17 protein-coding genes are annotated in these 18,830 nt (G+C 68.5%); 10 read left to right on the top strand and 7 right to left on the bottom strand.

All coding sequences use genetic code 11. The features are described from left to right. Position 1 precedes the first annotated feature (1 nt). Together FBT96_RS04605 and FBT96_RS04600 are read right to left on the bottom strand one after the other, a co-directional pair. Positions 2-871 carry a branched-chain amino acid ABC transporter permease gene (locus FBT96_RS04605; protein WP_136905167.1) on the bottom strand — a complete coding sequence of 290 codons (870 nt, stop codon included), beginning with the start codon at positions 869-871 and terminating at the stop codon, positions 2-4. A gap of 66 nt (positions 872-937) precedes the next feature. After that, the gene (locus FBT96_RS04600; RefSeq protein ID WP_136905166.1) at positions 938-2,125 is read right to left on the bottom strand and encodes an ABC transporter substrate-binding protein; all 1,188 of its coding nucleotides are present in this window, start codon (positions 2,123-2,125) and stop codon (positions 938-940) included. Positions 2,126-2,327: 202 nt separating this feature from the next. Between FBT96_RS04600 and FBT96_RS04595 the strand changes: the two genes are divergently transcribed. Continuing rightward, the gene (locus tag FBT96_RS04595; RefSeq protein WP_169583215.1) at positions 2,328-3,044 is read left to right on the top strand and encodes a GntR family transcriptional regulator; all 717 of its coding nucleotides are present in this window, start codon (positions 2,328-2,330) and stop codon (positions 3,042-3,044) included. Between the two features lie 6 nt (positions 3,045-3,050). On the opposite strand, the gene FBT96_RS04590 is transcribed toward FBT96_RS04595, so the two are convergent. Next, positions 3,051-3,524: an Lrp/AsnC family transcriptional regulator gene (locus FBT96_RS04590; protein ID WP_136905164.1), complete on the bottom strand. Its 474-nt coding sequence runs from the start codon at positions 3,522-3,524 to the stop codon at positions 3,051-3,053. A 439-nt stretch (positions 3,525-3,963) separates the two neighbouring features. Between FBT96_RS04590 and FBT96_RS04585 the strand changes: the two genes are divergently transcribed. The 7 genes from FBT96_RS04585 to FBT96_RS04555 are packed head-to-tail and all read left to right on the top strand — an operon-like array spanning position 3,964 to position 12,480. After that, positions 3,964-4,899 carry a radical SAM/SPASM domain-containing protein gene (locus FBT96_RS04585; RefSeq protein WP_136905163.1) on the top strand — a complete coding sequence of 312 codons (936 nt, stop codon included), beginning with the start codon at positions 3,964-3,966 and terminating at the stop codon, positions 4,897-4,899. Further along, positions 4,899-6,641 carry a fatty acyl-AMP ligase gene (locus FBT96_RS04580; RefSeq protein ID WP_169583213.1) on the top strand — a complete coding sequence of 581 codons (1,743 nt, stop codon included), beginning with the start codon at positions 4,899-4,901 and terminating at the stop codon, positions 6,639-6,641. The genes FBT96_RS04585 and FBT96_RS04580 overlap by 1 nt, the downstream gene beginning before the upstream one ends. Then, on the top strand, positions 6,634-7,842 hold the full coding sequence (locus FBT96_RS04575) for a cytochrome P450 (RefSeq protein ID WP_136905161.1): 1,209 nt from the start codon (positions 6,634-6,636) through the stop codon (positions 7,840-7,842). Before FBT96_RS04580 ends, FBT96_RS04575 begins: the two co-directional genes overlap by 8 nt. A gap of 5 nt (positions 7,843-7,847) precedes the next feature. Further along, complete coding sequence (locus tag FBT96_RS04570; RefSeq protein ID WP_136905160.1) at positions 7,848-8,129, top strand: acyl carrier protein; 282 nt, start codon at positions 7,848-7,850, stop codon at positions 8,127-8,129. Beyond that, complete coding sequence (locus tag FBT96_RS04565; RefSeq protein WP_212635356.1) at positions 8,126-9,901, top strand: TylF/MycF/NovP-related O-methyltransferase; 1,776 nt, start codon at positions 8,126-8,128, stop codon at positions 9,899-9,901. Before FBT96_RS04570 ends, FBT96_RS04565 begins: the two co-directional genes overlap by 4 nt. Positions 9,902-9,922: 21 nt before the next feature. Further along, positions 9,923-11,389: a CmcI family methyltransferase gene (locus FBT96_RS04560; RefSeq protein WP_136905159.1), complete on the top strand. Its 1,467-nt coding sequence runs from the start codon at positions 9,923-9,925 to the stop codon at positions 11,387-11,389. Further along, the gene (locus FBT96_RS04555) at positions 11,386-12,480 is read left to right on the top strand and encodes an alpha/beta hydrolase family protein (RefSeq protein WP_136905158.1); all 1,095 of its coding nucleotides are present in this window, start codon (positions 11,386-11,388) and stop codon (positions 12,478-12,480) included. Before FBT96_RS04560 ends, FBT96_RS04555 begins: the two co-directional genes overlap by 4 nt. 9 nt (positions 12,481-12,489) lie before the next feature. Here FBT96_RS04555 and FBT96_RS04550 read toward each other — a convergent pair whose 3' ends face one another. Continuing rightward, on the bottom strand, positions 12,490-13,332 hold the full coding sequence (locus tag FBT96_RS04550) for an AAA family ATPase (protein WP_136905157.1): 843 nt from the start codon (positions 13,330-13,332) through the stop codon (positions 12,490-12,492). A gap of 194 nt (positions 13,333-13,526) precedes the next feature. On the opposite strand from FBT96_RS04550, the gene dksA reads away from it, so the two are divergent. Next, positions 13,527-13,949, top strand: coding sequence for an RNA polymerase-binding protein DksA (gene dksA, locus FBT96_RS04545; protein ID WP_055212729.1), 423 nt, complete (start codon positions 13,527-13,529; stop codon positions 13,947-13,949). A 177-nt stretch (positions 13,950-14,126) separates the two neighbouring features. Then, complete coding sequence (locus FBT96_RS04540; RefSeq protein ID WP_136905156.1) at positions 14,127-15,299, top strand: FAD-dependent monooxygenase; 1,173 nt, start codon at positions 14,127-14,129, stop codon at positions 15,297-15,299. A gap of 33 nt (positions 15,300-15,332) precedes the next feature. Here the strand turns inward: FBT96_RS04540 and xth are convergent, their stop codons facing one another. The 3 genes from xth to FBT96_RS04525 form a co-directional block, all read right to left on the bottom strand. Next, positions 15,333-16,112, bottom strand: coding sequence for an exodeoxyribonuclease III (gene xth / locus FBT96_RS04535; RefSeq protein ID WP_136905155.1), 780 nt, complete (start codon positions 16,110-16,112; stop codon positions 15,333-15,335). A 31-nt stretch (positions 16,113-16,143) separates the two neighbouring features. Continuing rightward, the gene (locus tag FBT96_RS04530; RefSeq protein ID WP_136905154.1) at positions 16,144-17,823 is read right to left on the bottom strand and encodes a putative transporter; all 1,680 of its coding nucleotides are present in this window, start codon (positions 17,821-17,823) and stop codon (positions 16,144-16,146) included. Positions 17,824-17,994: 171 nt separating this feature from the next. Then, on the bottom strand, positions 17,995-18,830 hold an 836-nt coding region (locus tag FBT96_RS04525; RefSeq protein WP_136905153.1), incomplete at its 5' end, for a M23 family metallopeptidase.

Raw genomic sequence — 18,830 nt, 5'->3', positions numbered from 1 at the left:
CTCAGCCCCAGGGTTTGCCCATCAGCCCCTGCGGGCGGAAGGCGAGGAAGATCATCAGCGAGGCGAAGATGACAAGATAGGTGATGTCGCCGTAAGCGGCGAGCAGCGACAGCCCCACGGATTCCAGCATGCCCAGAAGGAAGCCCCCGGCGATGGCGCCCGAAATCACCCCGGCGCCACCGATCATGATCATCAGGAAGGCCTTGATCGAGGTCGGCCCCCCCATGCCCAGATTGACGCCGACGATCGAGACGAGAAGCCCGCCGACCAGCCCCGCCAGCATCGCGCCAAGCGCAAAGCCGATCATCGAATAGCGCGCGACATCGACCCCCATCAGCTCGGCCGCCATCCGGTCCTGCGCCAAGGCCCGCATCGCGCGTCCGGTGCGCGACTGGCGCATGAACAGGATGAAGGCGACGATCAGCGCCACGGCCAGAGCCCCGATCAGGATCCGGTCATAGGGCATGACGATGCGGAAATCCCAGTTGAAGACGCCCGGAACAAGCTTCGGAATGCCGCGCTGCTTCTCGCCAAAGACCAGCAGCGTCACCGCATCGAGGAAAAACGCGATCCCGGCCGCCAGAAGCATCGTCGATTCCTCGCGCTGCGAGCGGCGGATGACCGGGGCGAACAGGAACCTCTCGGCAAAGGCGCCCAGCGCCGCCAGCGCCACGGCCGAGGCGATCAGCCCGACGACGAAGGGCAGGTGGAACTGCGCCACCACCGTATAGGTGATGAATCCGCCGATCACATACATCTGCCCATGGGCGAAATTGAGCACGTTCATCAGCGAAAAGATGAGCGTGAGGCCGAGCGCGATCAGCGCATAGGATGCGCCAAGAAAGAGCCCGTTGACGATGATCTGCTCCATGTCCTCTCCCCGGACCAAGAAGGGCCCGGCCGGTCGCGGCCGGGCCGGGCGTGTCAGTCGGGCGCGTCAGTCGACGGTGGCGACGAACAGCGTCTGGAACGCGCCGTCCTTGTATTCGTTCACCACGAGCGGCACCGACAGCTGCCGCTTCTGCCCGAAGGAGGTGGTGCCGACATAGCTCAGGCTCGCTTCGCCCTTCATGTAGGGGTTCGGCGCGGCGAAACTGTCGATCGCGGCCTTGAAGGCGGCGATGTCGGTCAGGCCCTTCGGATCGGCTTTCAGCGTCTCGAGGATGTATTGCAGCGCATAGACCTTGGTGTTCGACTCGTCGTTATATTCGCCGAACATCTCGGTGTATTTCGCGACGAAGTCCTTCATGTAATCCGAGGCGATCTCGGGCGTCGAAGCGCCGCCGACCGAGATGAAGCCATTCGCCGCCTCGCCCGCGCCTTCCTCGATCACCTTGGCGTCCTGCGCGGTCTCGGTCGAGATCAGCCCGGCATAGCCCAGATCGCGGGCCGAGCGGATCAGCTGCGGCGCGGCCGCCGGGGCGACACCCGAGAGCACCAGCAGGTCGGGCTGCGATTTCAGCACCGGCAGCAGGACCGGGGTGAAATCGGTGGTGTCGACCTGATAGGTCACGTCCGCGGAGGTCACCTCAAGGCCGAGCGCCTTCGCCGCCGCGACGCCGCTGTCGCGCTGGCTCAGCGGGTCGGATTCATTCGCCGCGACAAAGGCGACCTTGCTGACGCCCTTGTTCTCCTTGAGATATTTGTAGATCGCCGGGCCGGACTGATAGCTGGCCACCATGCCCAAAATGGCGTTTTCGGCGGGCTTGGTGTAAAGCTCCTTCGGGAAGGCATAGGGGATGTAGATGATGTCATTCGCCTCGGCCACCGGGCGCACCGCGGCCGCGCCGTCATCGACATTCGGGCCGACGACATAATGGATGCCCTGCTGCGCCATCTGCTCCATGCCGGCAATCGCGCGTTTGGGGTCTTTCTGGTCGTCAAAGGTGACGATCTCGATCTTGTAGGCGGTGCCGCCGATCTCGACGCCGCCCTTTTCGTTCAGCATCGCCGCCAGCGTCTGCATCGAGCGCACGTTCGAGGTGCCCCAGGCCGCCGCCGGACCCGAGGTGACGCCGACAAAGCCGATCTTCAGCGTCTCTTCGGCCCGGGCCAGCGTGGCGGAAAGCGAAAACGCCGCCGCGACCGCAAGCGCGGTGGTGGCGAGCATGGTGCGTCTGTTCATCGTGGAAACTCCCTGTGGACCGTCGTTGCGGTGCGGCTGTGCCATGCTCCGGCGCTGCGTCCGGCTGGCCAGGATCAGGGAAAAGATTGTTAACAATCCTGTCAACCATCCTGTTAAGCTGGTTGTGACCGCCGCGACGCTTGCTGGCTTCGGGGGGCGGATGTATTTGCCTGTGAAGACAGGATGTTTTGGACCCGGCGTGATGAACGAGAGCCCTGCACAAGAGACAGACGGTTCCGGTGCTGGTGACGAAATCACCGAAACCGAGATCGTCGAGCGTATTTTCGAGGCGGTGATGGAACGGCGGCTGGCCGCGGGGACCAAGCTGTCCGAATCGGAATTGTGCAAGGCCTTCGGGGTCGGGCGGATGCGGATCCGCCGCTGTCTGCTGCTTCTGGCCAGCCGCGAGGTGGTGGAGCTGCGCGAAAACCGCGGCGCCTATGTGGCCAGCCCGACGCCTGCGCAGGCGCGCGACGTGTTCGAGGCGCGCGCGGCGCTGGAACCGGCGATCGCGCGTCTGGTGGCCGAGCGCGCGGGCGCCGCGGAAATCGCCGCGCTGGAGCGGTTCATCGCCGAAGAGGCCGCCGCGCATGATCGCGGCAGCCGCCACGAGGCGATCCGGCTTTCGGGGCAGTTCCATCTGCAGCTGGCCGAGGCGAGCGGCAATGCCACGCTCGAACGGATCGCGCGCGAGCTGGTGGCGCGCAGCTCGCTGATCGTGGCGATTTACGGCGCGCCGGGGCTGGAGACCTGCCGCGATCACGACCATGCCACGCTGCTGCAGGCGCTGCGGGCGCGCGACGGGGCGGCGGCGGAACGGCTGATGGCGGCGCATCTGCAAGACATCGCCGCCACGCTGGATCTGTCGGGCAGGGCGCCTGCCGGGGGCGATCTGGTGGCGGTGCTCTCTGCCCGCTGAGGCCGCCTACCAGCTTTTGGTGTCGATCGGATAGGCGGTGGTGTGGCGCAGCCGCTCCATCGCGAAATGCGAGGTGATGTTGCGGATCGGCACCGCATCGGTCAGGCGGCGATAGAGCAGGTCATAGGCCGCCATGTCCGAGACCGCGACGCGCAGCAGGTAGTCCATTTCCCCCGCCATGCGCCAGACCTCCATGATTTCGGGCAGTTTTTCGACCGCAGCCGCAAAGGCGGCCCGCCAGTCCGGGCCGTGATCGGGGGCCTCGATGGCGACAAAGACGGTCAACCCCAGCCCCAGTTCCTGCGGATTGGCCAGCGCCACGCGCTTTTCGATCACCCCCGAGGCTTCCAGTTTCTGGATCCGCTTCCAGCACGGGGTCTGCGACAGCCCGACACGGTCGGCGATCTGCGCCACCGGCAGCGTCGCGTCGCGCATCAGTTCCGAAACAATCTTGCGGTCGATCAGGTCAAGCTGGGCCATCCGGGCTCTCCGAAGAAGGGTCTGCGCCAAAGGAATGCCATCTTCGGAAAAAAGTCCACTGTGTTTATCGAGTTTTGGTATTTTTTATGCGCGACCGGGAAAAACCGGGGTTTCGCGGCGGGCTCCGGTCCCCGTCATGGCCCCGCTTCACCCCCGCTTCTGGCCCCGGCGCCGGGCGCGGGCGGCGGACCGCAAGCGCCGACGAATCCCTCTTGACCCCCGGGATTTGCGATGATCTTCCTGCAGATACGGGGCCTGTCCTGCGGGGCGTGTCGCTTGGAATTGTGCCGGTACGCGGTTGGTCTGGCCTTCGCCAAAGACGTCCGGGCGTCGGTGTTGCGGGCAAAGGCGCCGTCAAGCCAGCCGATCGGTGCGCTTTCGGGCCATCCCCGCCATCCGCAGCCCGGGGTTGCGTCGCTTCAGGAGGGTGCGAAAGCCCATGACATCTCCGCTGCCGCGACAGGCGATCCCTCCCGGGGGGCGGCCGTCCCTGTCCACCCTGCATTTCGACATCGTCGGCGGCTGCCAGCTGCGCTGTGTCGGCTGCCCGAATTCCGGCCTTGATCCGCGGCCCGAGTTCATCGCGCCCGATCTGTTCGCGCGCTGCCTCTCCAACATCGACGTGCCGAAGATCACCCTGCTGCGCCTGTTCAATTATGGCGAGCCGCTGCTGCATCCCGAGCTGGAGGAGCTGGGGCGGATCCTGCTGGCCGCCCCGATCGAGCGGCATTGGGTGGAGATTTCGACCAATGCGCAAAGCGACGCCCGCGACCGGCTGGAGGCGCTGGTGGCGATGGGGGCGGTCAATCTGCTGACGGTCAGCTGCGATGGCGACGGCACGCCCGCCCGTTACGAAGCCCTGCGCCCACCGGCCAAGTGGTCGAAACTGATGTCTTTTCTGGTCTTTGCCCGGGATCTGGCGGCGACATATCCGGGGCTGCGCCTGCAGGCGCGCTGCGTGATCGAGACGCCCGAGGACAAGCTGCGCTGGCGCGACGTGCTGCGGCCCTTTGGCGTTCATCCCGAATTCCGCGGCTGGATCCAGCTGCCCGACAGCCTGCGCGACCGCGCCCGCGATCAGGTGGCGACGGGCACCGGTGGCTGCGCGATCGCCGCCGATCCGGGCAATCTTTACGTCGATCATCGCGGCAACATCGTGCCGTGCTGCTTTCACCCGGGCGCCGCGCAGCTGGGCAATCTGGGGCAAAGCTGCTACAGCGCGCTTTGGGCCGGGGAAGGGCGGGCAGAGTTCCTGCAGGCGCTGGCCACGCGCCGGGCGACGATGCCGGTCTGCAACCGCTGCGAGATGGGCGCAGAGCTGACGCTCGGCCCCGCCACCGAGGCGGTGGCGCGGTTCCGGCAGGGGGGGCGATGATGGCGCAGACGACCGGGCCGGGGGGGCTTGCGCCCCTGCCCACCGATCAGACCACGACTTTGGCGCAGGTTCTGCAGCGGCACGCCCAGAGCCGTCCCGACAAGATCGCGCTGCGGTTTCTGGACCGCGGCGAGGGCGAGGGGCAAAGCCTGACCTATGCCGATCTGGACCGTCAGGCCCGGCTTTGGGCGGCCGAACTGCTGGCGCGCGGCGCGCGCGGGCGGACCGTGCTTCTGGTCTATCCGCCGGGCCTGCCCTTTGTCATCGGCTTCTGGGCCTGTCTTTACGCGGGCGCCATCGCCGTGCCGACGCCCTTCATCACGCCTGCGCGCTCTGCCCCGCGGATCGCGGCGATCGCCGCCGATGCGCGGCCCTGTCTGGTGCTGAGCGCGGCCGCGCTGGCCGCCGAGGCGACGATCCGCGGGGCCGTCGCCGCCGTGCGGCCCGATCTGGACTGGATCGCCACCGACGGGCCTGCGCCTGCGGGCGATCCGCCGCCTCCCGCCCCGCCGCATCCCGAAGATCCGGCCTTTTTGCAATATACCTCGGGCTCGACCGCCGATCCGCGCGGGGTGATCGTCACCCAGGGCAATCTGATCGCCAACATGAAGATGATCCGCGAAGCCTTTGCCCATGACAGTGAGACGCGGATGGTCAGCTGGCTGCCGCTCTTTCACGACATGGGGCTGGTCGGCGGGATGCTGCAGCCGCTTTATCTGGGGGCCGAGACGGTGCTGATGGCGCCGATGGATTTCATCCAGCGGCCGCTGCGCTGGCTGCAGGCGATCGCGCGCCACCGCGCCACCAGCAGCGGCGGGCCGAATTTCGCCTATGCGCTTTGCGCCGAACGCCTGCGCCCCGAGCAGCTTGAGGGTCTTGATCTGTCCAGCTGGCGCGTCGCCTTTTGCGGCGCCGAACCCGTCCGGGCCGAGGATCTGCGCCGCTTCGCCGCCCGTCTTGCCCCGGCGGGCTTCGACCCGCGGGCGCTGTTTCCCTGTTACGGCATGGCCGAAACGACGCTTTTCGTCTCGGGCGGTCCGGCGGGTAGCGGGCTGGCGACGCTTCCCGGCGCCCCCGATCTGCCCGAGCGGGTGATCTGCGGCCTTGGCGCCGCGGGGCAGGCGCTGGCCATCGTCGATCCCGAAACCCGCGAACGCCTGCCCGAGGGTAAGGTGGGCGAGATCTGGGTGGCGGGCCCGCATGTCGGCGCGGGCTACTGGCAGCAGCCCGAGCGCAGCCGGGACAGCTTCGGGGCGCGGATCGCGGGCGAAGACGGCCCGGCCTTCCTGCGCACCGGCGATCTGGGGCAGATGTCGGGCGGGGGGCTTGCCGTCGTCGGCCGGCTGAAGGATATCGTGATCATCCGCGGCGCCAAGCACCACCCCGAGGATATCGAGGCCGCCGCCACCCGCGCCCATCCCGCGCTCTCCGCCACCGCCGCCGCCTTTGCCGTGCCGCAGGACGGGGCCGAGGCGCTGGTCGTCGTGCAGGAGGTCAAGCGCGGCCATCAGGCCGATCCGGCGCTGGATCTGGCGGCGCAGGCGGTCGTGGCGGCGATCTGCGAGGGCTTCGGGGTGCGCCCGCTCGAGGTCGTGCTGGTGCGGCCGGGCACCTTGCCGCGCACCACCAGCAACAAGATCCGCCGCGGCGCCTGCCGCGCCGCCTATCTGGCCGCAGAGCTGGCCCGCTGTCCGGCTGCGCCGAAAGAATGTGTTGCAATTTCAGGAGGTTCCGATGGGTGATCTTGGATCGTTCAACAGTCTTGCGCCGCTTTTGCGCGACGACCCCTATCCGGTCTATGCGACGCTGCGCGCCCGCGCGCCGGTGTTCTGGACCGAGACCGAACAGGCCTGGGTGCTGCTGCGCCATCAGGACGTCAGCGCGGCCTTTTGCACCCCCGGCCTGCTGACGCTGGATCTGGGGCAGTTCGTCGCCGAGGTCTCGCAGGCGCTGGGCGATCATCCGGTCGAGCTGTTGCGGCTGCTCGAAATGGCGATCTTTTTCCGCAACCCGCCCGCGCATGGGCCGCTGCGCGCGCTGGTGGCGCGGCTTCTGGCGCTGCGCCCGCAGGCCGCCTGCGCCGCCGAGGTGACGCGCATCGCCCGCGATCTGCATGCGCCGCTGGCCCGCGACGGCGGTCTTGACCTGATGACCGGCTTTGCCGATCCGCTGCCGCCGCGCTTCATGGGCTGGCTTTTGGGGCTGGCCGATGCCGATGCGCTCTGGCTGGCGCAGACGCTTTCGGGGGTGCCGGTGATCCTCAACCGCGGCGCCTCGATCCGCGATTTCCGCGCCGCCGAGCGGCGCCTGACCGAGGCGCATGCCTTCCTGCGCGCCGAGATCGCCGCCCGCCGCCTTGCCCCGCGCGACGACGGCCTGTCGCTTCTGGTCAGCCGCAATGACGCCTCCGAGGCGCCCTTTGACGACGACCGGCTGACCGCCCTGACCAGCTTCGTCTTCATGGCGGGCTTCGAGACCACCTCGGCGCTGATCGGCAATGCTTTGTGGCTGCTGCTTGACCATCCCGATCAATGCGACCGCGTCGCCGCCGACAGGACGCTGCTGGCCAGCGCCGCCGAGGAGGCCTTGCGGCTGGAGGCGCCGATCCAGCAAGTCCGCCGCCGCGCCGCCACCGACATGACCCTTGCCGGGCAGGAGATCCGGGCGGGGCAGCAGATCGTGCTGATGATCGCCGCCGCCAACCGCGACCCGCAAGCCTATCCCGACCCCGACCTTTACCTGCCCGGCCGCACCGGGCGGCCGGTGCAATCCTTCGGCGCCGGGCTGCATCACTGCCTTGGCGCCTGGGTCGCCCGGATGGAGGCCGAGATCGCGCTCGGCACCGTGCTGGACGGGCCGCGCCCGCGGCTGTGCATCGACCGGCCCGGCTGGCGGCCGCTGCACAATCAGCGCCGCATGACCACCCTTCCCGTGCAGGTCTGACCCGCATGGCCCCCGAAATCACCTGCTGCGAGGACCCGATGCTGAACGAAACTGCCGTCAGAACCTGGATCACCGAATTTCTCGTGTCGCTGACGGGGGCCGAGGCGGCCACCATCACCGGCGACGCGCCGTTTTACAACCTCGGGATCGACTCGGTCGATGCCGTGGTGATGGCGGGCGCGATGGAGGAGCATTTCGGCACCGAGATCGCGGCGACGCTGGTCTTGCGCAATGCCACGATCGACGAGCTGATCGCCGATCTGCGCGAAAGCGGCCTGCTCGCATGACCCCCAAGCCGCCCGAACTGAGCCTCATCGTGATCAGCCACGAGATGGCGCGCGAATTGCCGCGGACGCTTTACAGCCTCTCGCCGCGCTATCAGCAGGGCATCGCCGCCGAGGATTACGAGGTGATCGTGATCGACAACGGCTCGCGCCAGCCGCCGCGGGCCGAGGATTTCGCCGATCTGGGCCTCAATCTGCGGATCGAGCGCTTTGCCGATCCGACGCCGTCGCCGGTGCGGGCGATCAACCACGGGCTTGGCCTGGCCGCGGCGCCGCTGGTCGGCGTCAGCATCGACGGCGCGCGGATGGCCAGCCCGGGCCTGCTGGAGGCCTGCCGCCGCGCGGCGCGGATCGATCCGATGCCGGTCGTCAGCACGCTCTCGTTCCAGATCGGGCCGGGGCCGCAATGGCTGACCCAGCAGCAGGGCTATGACAGCGCCTGGGAAGACCGGTTGCTGGCCGGGATCGACTGGCAGGCCGACGGCTACCGGCTGTTCGACATCAGCCCCTTTGCCGAGAATGTCGGGCGCGGCTGGTTCGGGCCTTTGAGCGAAAGCAACCTGTTGGTCCTGCCGCGCGATCTGTGGACGGCGCTGGGCGGGTTCGATCCGGCCTTCGAAAGCCCGGGCGGCGGGGCGGCCAATGCCGATCTGCTCTGGCGCGCGCTGGAACATCCGGGCACGCGGCAGGTGGTGGTTCTGGGCGAGGGGATCTTTCATCAGATCCACGGCGGCACCCACACCAATGCCGGGGCCGCCGCGCTGGAGGTGCACAAGCGCGCCGCCAAGGAATATTACCGCCTGCGCGGCCGGATCCGGGTCGTCGATACCGAGCGCAGCTATTTCGGCCCGGTCTCGCGCCGCGCCGCCGAGGCTTACGCGCGCCAGCTGGCCGCGGGGCAGACGGCCCCCCCGCGCGCGGTTGCAACGCCCCTGCGGCCCGGCCCCGAGGCGGGCGAGCGCTATCTTGACCTGCTCAAGGCGGTGCTTTTGAACGAGACCGGGCTGGAAACCGAGGTCGCGCTGGATACGCTGCGGGGCATGAAGGACATCCCCCCCGCTTTCTGGAGCGAGACGCTTTACGACGTGCCCGGAAAACTGGCCCCGGCGCTGGCGGAAAAGCGGCGGCGGCGGGCGCAGGGCCTTGACACGCTGACCGCGCAAGCCGGTCCGCCGCTGGGCTATACGATGATCGGGCGTCGGCGGCTGGACCATCTGCAGGACTGCGTCGGCACCGTTCTGGCCGAGGCGGTGGCGGGCGATCTGATGGAATGCGGGGTCTGGCGCGGTGGCGCCTGCCTGCTGATGAAGGCGATGCTCGATCTGGCCGGGGCGCAGGACCGCAGTCTCTGGGTGGCGGATTCCTTTGCCGGGCTGCCGCCGCCCGCGCTGCCCGAAGACGAGGGGCTGGATCTGTCGCGCGACCAGTTTCCGGCGCTCGCCGTCTCGCAGGCGCGGGTGGAGCGGGCCTTTGCCGATTTCGGTCTGCTCGATGCGCGGGTGCGGTTTCTGCCCGGCTTCTTTGCCGACACGCTGGCGGGCTGCGCGGTGGAAAAACTGGCGTTGCTGCGGCTCGATGGCGATCTTTACAGCTCCACCCTGCAGGCGCTGGAGGCGCTTTACGACCGCGTTGCGCCCGGGGGCTTCGTCATCATCGACGATTACGGCGGGCTTGGCCAATGCGCGCTGGCGGTGGACCGCTTCCGCGCCGCGCGCGGCATCACCGAGCCCCTCGGCATGATCGACTGGACGGGCGCCTTCTGGCGCAAGTCGTGACCCTTCTTCGGAGACAGCCCCGTGTTCCAATTCTGGCCAAGTGTCGTCAAACCCATCCTGGAAGCCGCCGAAGCGCGCCGCGTGATCGAGGTCGGCGCCGATGCGGGCCGCCATTCCCGGCTTCTGGCCGCCTGGGCCAAGGCCGCCGGGGCGCGGCTTGACATCGTCGATCCCGAACCCGGGCCCGAGCTGGCGCGGCTGGGGGATCGCTTCGCCGGGACGGTGGCGCTGCATCCGCACCCCAGCCTTGAGGTGCTGGGCGCTCTTCTGCCCGCCGATGTCGTGCTGCTGGACGGCGACCACAACTGGTACACGATGTATCACGAGCTGGAGGCGATCTACGGCCGCGAAGGCCCGCTTGCGCCCGATGCGCCGATCAGCATCTGCCACGATGTCGAATGGCCCTATGCGCGGCGCGATCTTTACTATTGCCCCGACCGCATCCCCGCCGCGCATCGCCAGCCTTTCCGCATCGGCGGGCTCTTGCCGCGGGAGCGCGGCCTCTCGCCCGGGGGCTACAATGCGGGCTTTGCCCATGCCGAGCACGAGGGCGGTCCGCGCAATGGCGTCAAGACCGCGATCGAGGATTTTCTGGCCGAACGCGGGGCAGAGTTTCATGTCGTCTGGCTGCCGCTTCTGTTCGGTCTGGCGGTGATCGTGCCGCAGCCGCGGCTGGCGGCGGACCGCGAGGGGGCGCTGTCGGCGGTGCTGGCCGCGCTGGAACTGAGCCCCCCGCTGCGCAGCCTGTGCAAGATCGCCGAGCTGGAACGGCTCGATGCCAGCCGCCCGATGCTGGCGCCGGCGGGATCGGGGCCAGGACCGGCGGCGGGGCAGGGCGGCGGGGCGCGGGAGTTTTCCAGCGCGCTTCCCGACGCGGTGCTGACCGACCTGCTCAAGGGCAGCCTCGAGACCCGCTACAAGGGCCGGGCGATGCTGCTCAACCCGCTCGACATGGCGAATTATCTGGCGTTGCTGGGCGCGCTGAAACCGGCCGCGGTGATCGAGATCGGCAGTCTGGAAGGCGGGCGGACCGAATGGCTGGCCGACATGATGGCGGCGCTGGGCCTGCCCGGGCCGGTGATCAGCATCGATCTTTTGCCGCGCAACCCCAGCGCGCATCCGCAGGTCGATGCCCGCATCGGCGACGCCCGCGATCTGGCGCGGGTGCTGCCGCCCGAGGAGCTGCGCCGCCTCGGCCATCCGCTGCTGGTGATCGAGGATTCCGCCCATGACGAGGCGACCTGCACCGCGGTTCTGGACTACATCGATCCGCATCTGACCCCGGGCGATTACGTGATCATCGAGGACGGCGCGTTTCGCGATGCCGCCGACATCGCGGCGGTGGCCTCGGCGCTCTCGCCGCCCTCGCGCGCGATCGACGCCTTTTTGGCCCGCCGCGGCGCCGATTACGCGATCGACACGCAGTATTGCGACCGGTTCGGCTATAATGCGACGTTCAACGTCAACGGCTGGTTGCGGCGAACATGAGCAAGATCGCCTCTCCCGCCGTGCAGGACAGCCCGGCCGCCGCCCCCGCCGGGGCGGGGCTGATCGATCCGGCGCTCGTGGCCGATCTGCGCAAGAAAATCGCGGCGGTCACCCGGCCCTGGTGGCAGGGCGAGGTGGTCAGCGCCAACGGGCTGATCTTCGGGGTCAATGTCGCGGGCTCGCGCCCGCCGCTCGTCTGGAGTTGTCAGGGCTATGCGCCCTTCGCGGCGCTGGCCGCCGCGCTTGGCCCCGATCAGCCGCTTTACGGCATGCGCTCGGGGCATCTGGTGGTGAAGCCCGGGGCAAAGACCCATCTGCATCTGGCGGCGATGTGCGCCGAGGAGGTGCTGTCTCTCGGTCTCTCGGGGCCGCTGTTTCTGGGCGGCAATTGTCAGGGCGCGCTTCTGGCGCAGAAGACCGCGCAACTGCTGACCGCGGCCGAGCACCCGGTCGCCCTGCTGATCTGTCTCAACCCGCTCCAGATCACCCCCTATGGCGGCCGCGCGGCCTTCATCCTCGGGCGCCATGACGAGACCAACCCGCTGTCGCGCTTTCACGACGCCGAGGCGCTGTTGCGCGCCAACCTGCCGAACTGCACGCTCGACACCATTCCCTCGGAACATGGCAAGCTTTTCAACGGCAAGATCCTGGAGCTGTGGACCGACATCCTGCGCCGGCGCATGGATGCGGTGACGGGAACCAGCCCCGGGGTCTTCCCGCTCTGGTCGCTTTCGGCCGAAATCACCGCGCCCGCGCAGCTGGAGATGCCCGCATGCGGCCTGTGCGAGGTGCCGGTGACCTTGCGCAACAGCACCGATCAGCTCTGGGCGCCCAGCCGCGAAAGCGGTCTGACGCTGGGCAACCACTGGCGCGCGCCCGATGGCAGCCTTTTGCAGTGGCTTGACGGCCAGCAGCCGTTCACCCGGCCGCTGCCGCCGGGCGGCACGCTGGAGACGACGCTTCTGGTGCGCGCCCCCGACCGGGAGGGCGATTGCCTGCTCGAGATCGACCTGCAGCAGGCCGGGGTGCTGTGGCTGGGCGAGATCGGCCCCGCCCCCGCGACCTGCCGGGTCACCGTCCTGCCGCGCTGAGGGCCGCGCTCAGCGCCCCTGCCGCCGCGCCATGAAGGCCAGCCGCTCGAACAGATGCACATCCTGTTCGTTCTTCAAAAGCGCCCCGTGCAGCTTCGGCAACAGGTTTGCCGGATCGGCCTTCAGATCCTCGGGCGACAGATCCTCGGCCAGCAAAAGCTTCAGCCAGTCGAGCACCTCCGAGGTGGAGGGTTTCTTCTTCAGCCCCGGGGTTTCGCGGATCTCGTAGAATCGGCTCAGCGCGGCGGCCAGCAGCGCCTCCTTGATGCCGGGGAAATGCACCTTGACGATGGCGCGCAGGGTCTCGGTGTCGGGGAAGCGGATGTAGTGAAAGAAACAGCGCCGCAAGAAAGCGTCGGGCAGTTCCTTTTCGTTGTTCGAGGTGATGATGACGATCGGCCGATGCGCCGCGCGGATCGTCTCGCCGGTCTCGTAGACGTGGAACTCCATCCGGTCGAGTTCCTGCAACAGATCGTTCGGAAATTCGATGTCGGCCTTGTCGATCTCGTCGATCAGAAGCACCACCTTGCCCTCGGCCTCGAAGGCCTGCCAGAGCTTGCCCTTGCGCAGGTAGTTCCGGACCTCGTTCACCCGCGCATCGCCCAGCTGGCTGTCGCGCAGGCGCGAGACCGCGTCGTATTCGTAAAGCCCCTGCTGCGCCTTCGTCGTCGATTTCACCGCCCATTCGAGCATCGGCAGGCCCAGCGCCGCCGAGACCTGCCGCGCCAGTTCGGTCTTGCCGGTGCCGGGCTCGCCCTTGACCAGCAGCGGCCGCTCGAGCGCGACGGCGGCATTCACCGCCACGATCAGATCGGGGGGGGCAACGTAATCCTTGGTCGAGCTGAACTGCACTTGCCTCTCCTTGCTTGCTGCCGAAAGCCTAGCCGGGCGCCAAAATCGCCGCAAGCGCCGCGCGGGATCGGCGCAGGAAAGATGCCGCAGCCGCAAAGCGGGGGTGACAACCCAAGCGCGTTAGGGTAAGTGAGCCCGCAGCGGTGCCGGGGGGCAACCCCGACATGACCGAGGGCCCGACAGTGAGTGACGCGATGAAAGCCGAGACCTTCCTTCCCGACAATTACCGCCCGGCCGAAGACGAGCCTTTCATGAACGAAAGGCAGCTTGAATATTTCCGCCGCAAGCTGATGGCGTGGAAATCGGAACTGCTCGAACAATCGCTCGAAACCCTCGAAGGGCTTGCCGAATCGGCGCGCAACGTGCCCGATCTGGCCGACCGCGCCAGCGAGGAAACCGACCGCGCGCTGGAATTGCGCACCCGCGACCGGCAGCGCAAGCTGGTCTCGAAGATCGACGCCGCGCTGCGCCGGATCGAGAATGGCGAATACGGCTATTGCGAAATGACCGGCGAGCCGATCTCGCTCAAGCGGCTTGACGCCCGGCCGATCGCCACGATGACGCTGGAAGCACAGGAAAAACACGAACGCCGCGAGCGCGTGCACCGCGACGACTGACCCCGGCCGCCGCCTCGACAGGGGGGGGTGCGACAGGGGGTGCGACGCGACGCCCCAGCGCGGGGGGTTTGATTTCGCGCAAGGACATGGGACACCGGCACCAGCAGGGGCCGGTGCTTTTTTTTGGAAGACGGCTCCGGGTCGGGCGGGGTCCAACGGTTCGGAAAGGGTCTGGTCGTGCTGATCGGTCGGAAGGTGACGGTGCTTGGGGCCGGGGTTGCGGGTCTTGCGGTGGCCCGGGCGCTGGCGCTTCGGGGCGCCGAGGTGACAGTGCTGGAACAGGCCGATGCGATCCGCGAGGTCGGCGCGGGCCTGCAGATTTCGCCCAATGGCGCGCGGGTGCTGCATGCGCTTGGTCTGGGCGAGGCGCTGGCCGCGGCCGGTCCGCAGGCCGAGGCGATCGAGCTGCGCGAGGGCGAGACCGGCAAGCGGGTGACGCGGCTCGATCTGGCGCGGCTGCGCCCGGGCGAGGAATACCGGCTTTTGCATCGCGCCCGGCTGATTGAGCTTCTGGCCGAGGGCGCGCGCGCGGCGGGCGTCGAGATCAAGCTGCAGCAACGCGTGGCCGAGGTCACGCTGGGCCTGCATCCGCCGCGGCTGAAGATGCTCAAGGGCGAGGAGATCGAGACCGGCCTTCTGATCGGCGCCGACGGGCTGCAATCGCGGGTGCGGCGCGCGCTGAACGGCGAGGGGCGGCCCTTTTTCACCCATCAGGTCGCCTGGCGGACGCTGGTGCCCTGCGACGATGCCGAGCCCAAGGTGGCGCAGGTCTTCATGGGCGACGGGCGGCATCTGGTCAGCTATCCGATCGGGCGCGGCCTGCGCAACATCGTGGCGGTCGAGGAACGGCAGCGCTGGACCGCCGAGGGCTGGTCGCATCGCGACGATCCGCGCAGCCTGCTGGCCGCCTTCGAGGACTTCTGCCCGCAGGTGCAGGACTGGCTTGAGGCGGTGAAGGAGCCCTGGCTTTGGGGGCTGTTCCGGCACCGCGTGGCGCGGGTCTGGCAGGGCCGCGGCGCGGCGATCCTCGGCGATGCGGCGCATCCCACCTTGCCCTTCATGGCGCAGGGCGCGGTGATGGCGCTGGAAGATGCCTGGGTGCTGGCGGCCTCGCTGGCGGAAGCGCAAAGCGACGCCGAGGGGCTGGCCGCCTATCAGGCGGCGCGGCGCGGGCGCTGCGAGGCGATCGTCGAGGCGGCGAATGAAAACGCCCGCAACTATCACCTCTCGGGCCCGGCCCGCGTCATCGGGCATCTGGCGCTGCGCACGGCCTCGGCGATTGCGCCGGGCAAGATCTTGGGCCGCTTCGACTGGGTCTATGGCCACGACGTGACGGCCCCGCGCAAATAGGGGCCGCGGAAATAGGCGCCCCGCAAGTCAGGCTCAGGCGTCCAGCTCGATCCAGACCGGCACGTGATCCGAGGGTTTCTCGCCCGCGCGGACCTCCTTGTCGATGCCCGCATCGCGCAACAGATCGGCCGCCTGGGGGCTCAGCAGCAGGTGGTCGATGCGGATGCCGTTGTTTTTCTGCCAGGCGCCCGCCTGATAATCCCAGAACGAATACTGCCCCGGACCGGGCACCCGGGCGCGGAAGGCATCGGTCAGGCCAAGGTTCACGATCCGCCGGAACGCCGCGCGGCTCTCGGGCAGGGCCAGCGCATCCGCGCGCCAGCTGTCCGGTTTCGCGGCGTCCTCGTCTTGCGGGATCACGTTGTAATCGCCCGCGAAAACCAGCGGCTCCTCGGTTTTCAGCAGGGTTTCCACCCGCGCCTGCATCCGCGCCATCCAGTGAAGCTTGTAATCGTATTTCGGCCCCGGCGCCGGGTTGCCATTCGGCAGGTAAAGCCCGCAGACCCGCACCGCGCGGGTGCCGATCACCGTCGCCTCGATCCAGCGGGCCTGATCGTCGCTGTCGTCGCCGGGCAGGCCGCGGCGGACATCTTCCAGCGGCAGCCGCGACAGGATCGCCACGCCGTTGAAGCCTTTCTGCCCGTGCGTGTGCACCGTGTAGCCGGTGCCGTCGAGAACCTCCTGCGGGAAGGCCTCGTCGGTCGATTTGATCTCCTGCAGCAGCACGACATCGGCTTCGGCCGCGCGCAGCCAGGCGGGCAGGGCCTCGGCGCGGGCCTTGATGCCGTTGATGTTGAAGGTGGCGATCTTCATGGTCTCTCCTTCCGGGCGGGGGTGGCCCGGGTCACAGCAACAACAGCACGATGATCTGCGGCGCAAGGATCCGCATGCACATCACCAGCGGATAGACCGAGGCATAGCCGACCGAGGCCGCCGCCGAGCCCGACATGCCATTGGCAAAGGCGAGCGCGGGCGGATCGGTCATCGAGCCCGCCAGCACGCCCGAAAGGCTCAGGTAGTTCACCCGATAGACGATGCGGGCGACGAAGCCCACGATCATCAGCGGCACGAGGGTGATCACCATGCCGTAGAGCATCCATGAAAGCCCCGGCCCGTGGATCAGCGTCTGCACGAATTGCCCGCCCGCCTTCAGCCCGACCGCCGAGAGGAACAGCACGATGCCCAGCTCGCGCAGCGCATGGTTGGCGACGGGCGGCATGAAGAAGACGAAGGGACCGATGAAACCGATGCGCGAGAGCAGGATCGCCGCGACGAGCGGCCCCCCCGCCAGCCCCAGTTTCAGCGGCGCGGGCAGGCCCGGAAAGGCGATCGGGATCGAGCCGAGGATCACGCCGAGCAGGATGCCGAAGAAGACGCCGGAAAACTGCACCAGATCCAGGCTTTTCATCTGATCGCCGAAGAGCGGCTTCACCGCCTCGATATCGGCGGGGGCGCCGACCACGGTCAGGATGTCGCCGAATTGCAGCGCCAGATCGGGCTCGACCGGCAGCTGCGTCCCCGCCCGGGTGACGCGGGAAATCGAGACCGAGCGTTCCTCGAGCCCCAGATCGCGGATATGCTTGCCCAGCGCCTTTTGCGCCGTCACCGCGACGCGCTGCCAGCTCAGCTGCGTGCCCTTGGTCGAGGTGAGCGAGACATCCACCTCCTCGCCCAGGATCAGCACCATCGCATGCAGCTTGTCCGCGGGGCCGACCAGATGCAGCACGTCGCCCATGTGCAGCGCCATCGAGCGCAGGGGATGCATCAGCACCTCGCCGCGCTTGAGCCGCGACACCACCACGCCCTGATCGTAAAGATCGGGCACCTCGCCCAGCTCCAGCCCTTCAAGATTGGGGTTGCGCACCACCACATTGAGCGCGGGCAGCTCCTTCGTGCCGCCCTTGGCCCGGGTCGCCTCGAACTCCGCCTCTTCGCGCTCGATGCGGATCGCCAGCACCTGCCGCACCGCGATCATCGTCAGCAAGATGCCAATTATACCAAAGGGATAGGCGACGGCATAGCCGAGCGAGGCTTCCGAAATCACCTCCGAAGGGATGCCCGCATCCTTCAGCACCTGCGTTGCCGCGCCCAGCCCCGGGGTGTTCGTCACCGCCCCCGACATCAGCCCGACCAGTGCGGGCACCGGAATGTCGGCAAGGAAATGCAGCGCCACCGTGGTCGCCACGCCCAGAAGGACGATCGCGGCGGCGATCAGGTTGAACTGCAGACCGGCGCGCTGCAACGAGGCGAAAAAGCCCGGGCCGACCTGGATGCCGATCGTGAAGACGAAGATGATGAGGCCGAATTCGCGCACGAATTCCAGCATTTCCGGGGCAAGATGCAGGCCCGCGACCGAGGTCCAGTGACCGACGAAGAGCCCCGCGAACAGCACCCCGCCGATGCCCAGCCCGATGCCGCGCCAGTTCAGCCCGCCCAGAAGCAGACCCAGCGCCCCCGCCAGCGCCAGCGCCGCCGTCGCCAGCCCCACCGGCGAGATCGTGCTCAGGAAATTCAAAAGCGCCATGGCCACCCCTCTGTTGCTGGGGTGTCCTCCCCCCACGGCAAATTGCGCTTCCCGGCCAGAGAGGTCAAGTTCTTGTGACCGGCACAAAAAAGGGGGCCAAGGCCCCCTTTTGCGACACCCGCCCTGTGGCGGGACGGTGATGCGGTCCGGTTCGGCCCCCGGGCCCGGGGCTCAGTCCAGATAGGGCATCGGATCGACCGAGTCGTAGCCCTTGCGGACCTCGAAATGCAAAAAGCCGGTGTCGCCCGCGCGGACCTTGGCGATGCTCTGGCCGCGGCTGATCCGGTCGCCCTTGGCGACGGTGATGCCGTCGATATTGGCATAGACGGTCAGCAGCCCGCCCTCGTGGCGCAGAACCAGGATCGGCACCTGTTCGGTGTCCTTGGTGATCGCCGCGACCGTGCCCGCATCGGCGGCCTTGACCGCGGTTCCGGCGGCGGCGCGGATGTCGACGCCGTCGTTCTTGCCCTTGGCATAGGGGCGGATGATCGCACCCGGCACCGGCATGACGAATTTCGAGCTGCGCGAAGCCTCGGTGCGGGCGGCGCCCAGATCGGGGGCGGCGGATTTGTCGACCGGGGCCGAGGCTTTCGGCGGCACCTCTTTCGGCAGCGGTTTCGCCGCCGAGGGCGGCTCGGGCGTGGGCGAGCCTTCGCCCGGTTCGGTCAGCGCCGCGGTGGCGGGCCGCGGCGCGGCGCCGGTCGCGGGCGGGATCATCAGCATCTGGCCTTCGCGCACGCTCAGATCGGCGGGCAGGCCGTTCCAGTCCGCCACCGATTTCGCCGGGACATTGTAATAGCGCGCGATCGAATAGGCGGTTTCGCCGCGGGCGACGCGGTGGCGGATCGGCTCGGCGCCGGTCTGGGCGGGGGCGGTCCGGGCGGGGGCGGCGGGTTTCGCCACCGGGCTGGCACTTGGCGCGGCGGGACGGGGCGCGGCGGCGGGGGCGGCAGGCGGCTGGTTGACGGCGGCGCGGTCGATCGCGGCCCCCGCCAGCGAGGTGATGT

This window comes from Rhodobacter capsulatus (assembly GCF_005144475.1).
In the GTDB taxonomy this organism is placed as follows: domain Bacteria; phylum Pseudomonadota; class Alphaproteobacteria; order Rhodobacterales; family Rhodobacteraceae; genus Rhodobacter; species Rhodobacter capsulatus_C.
This window is presented reverse-complemented; position numbering and strand designations above follow the sequence as displayed.

Coding starts and splice junctions, on each gene's coding strand:
- FBT96_RS04605 (WP_136905167.1), bottom strand. CDS start 871: ATGGAGCAGATCATCGTCAACGGGCTCTTTCTTGGCGCATCCTATGCG.
- FBT96_RS04600 (WP_136905166.1), bottom strand. CDS start 2,125: ATGAACAGACGCACCATGCTCGCCACCACCGCGCTTGCGGTCGCGGCG.
- FBT96_RS04595 (WP_169583215.1), top strand. CDS start 2,328: ATGAACGAGAGCCCTGCACAAGAGACAGACGGTTCCGGTGCTGGTGAC.
- FBT96_RS04590 (WP_136905164.1), bottom strand. CDS start 3,524: ATGGCCCAGCTTGACCTGATCGACCGCAAGATTGTTTCGGAACTGATG.
- FBT96_RS04585 (WP_136905163.1), top strand. CDS start 3,964: ATGACATCTCCGCTGCCGCGACAGGCGATCCCTCCCGGGGGGCGGCCG.
- FBT96_RS04580 (WP_169583213.1), top strand. CDS start 4,899: ATGGCGCAGACGACCGGGCCGGGGGGGCTTGCGCCCCTGCCCACCGAT.
- FBT96_RS04575 (WP_136905161.1), top strand. CDS start 6,634: ATGGGTGATCTTGGATCGTTCAACAGTCTTGCGCCGCTTTTGCGCGAC.
- FBT96_RS04570 (WP_136905160.1), top strand. CDS start 7,848: ATGGCCCCCGAAATCACCTGCTGCGAGGACCCGATGCTGAACGAAACT.
- FBT96_RS04565 (WP_212635356.1), top strand. CDS start 8,126: ATGACCCCCAAGCCGCCCGAACTGAGCCTCATCGTGATCAGCCACGAG.
- FBT96_RS04555 (WP_136905158.1), top strand. CDS start 11,386: ATGAGCAAGATCGCCTCTCCCGCCGTGCAGGACAGCCCGGCCGCCGCC.
- dksA (WP_055212729.1), top strand. CDS start 13,527: ATGAAAGCCGAGACCTTCCTTCCCGACAATTACCGCCCGGCCGAAGAC.
- xth (WP_136905155.1), bottom strand. CDS start 16,112: ATGAAGATCGCCACCTTCAACATCAACGGCATCAAGGCCCGCGCCGAG.
- FBT96_RS04530 (WP_136905154.1), bottom strand. CDS start 17,823: ATGGCGCTTTTGAATTTCCTGAGCACGATCTCGCCGGTGGGGCTGGCG.